The organism is Bacteroides sp. 1_1_30, assembly GCF_020982715.1.
In the GTDB taxonomy this organism is placed as follows: Bacteria; Bacteroidota; Bacteroidia; order Bacteroidales; family Bacteroidaceae; genus Bacteroides; species Bacteroides xylanisolvens.
Genome location: NZ_JAJKHN010000238.1, coordinates 1 through 858, shown reverse-complemented (window position 1 = coordinate 858; position 858 = coordinate 1). Strand labels below are relative to the sequence as shown.

Here is an 858-nt window from a genome sequence, read left to right as displayed (position 1 = left end):
AAGTTCTCTCGGGACAAAATCTGCGCAAATTAAAGAGCAAAATTTGGGACAAAACGGTTATCGAAAATATGAAGATGGCCTACTAATTCAATGGGGGCATTTAACTAATTCATCAGCTGGAAGTGCAACTATATGGTTCCCTATTTCTTTTCATGATGCCTCCTATCAATTTGTGACTACGATGGAGACAGTATCTAATGAACATACATTATATACTGCTTTACCGTATAATAAATCAGCATCTTATGTAGATGTCATGCGAAAGTTTCTACTTGCAGATAATAGTATAACCGTAGGAAGTAGTACTCGTTCATTTGACTGGATAGCTATAGGTCGTTGAAAATAGAAATATTATAACATCAATTTGATTATGGATAGATTTAGTAGAAAATTGGTATTACTTTTATTGCTTGTAATTTGGCAAAGTTCTCTCGGGACTAATGCTATACAATTAGAATCACAAAATCTATGGAATGAAAAAGCAAAAAATGGATATGTAAAATATTCAAATGGGCTATTGATGCAATGGGGAACAAGAGCTGGAGCAACGGGTGCAATTAGCCTGTATTTTCCTACCAGCTTCTATGATACTAATTACAATGTTTATCTTACTGCAGGGTTAAACGTCACAAGTGAACCATTTGTGTATGCTCCGGGTTATGACCCTAATAATAAGAATAAATCATATATTATAATTCTTGCCCGTGGAATAAATTCAACTCCGGCTATCGTTTGGACTAGCTGGGATTTTACATGGTTTGCAATAGGACGTTGGAAACTTTAAAAATTATAAATTATGAAATATTGGAAACAAGGATTCTATGACGAATACCAGGAAGGTTCGGTAGAAATTACGGA

The 858-nt window shown here is 34.5% G+C and carries 1 protein-coding gene and 1 pseudogene; both read left to right on the top strand.

The annotated features are described in order from the left end of the window. A pseudogene (locus LPH68_RS26470) lies at positions 1-340 on the top strand (hypothetical protein); the annotation flags it as partial. A gap of 30 nt (positions 341-370) precedes the next feature. Further along, positions 371-784, top strand: coding sequence for a hypothetical protein (locus LPH68_RS26465; RefSeq protein ID WP_151923607.1), 414 nt, complete (start codon positions 371-373; stop codon positions 782-784). The last annotated feature ends 74 nt before the right edge of the window (positions 785-858 follow it).

Coding starts and splice junctions, on each gene's coding strand:
- LPH68_RS26465 (WP_151923607.1), top strand. CDS start 371: ATGGATAGATTTAGTAGAAAATTGGTATTACTTTTATTGCTTGTAATT.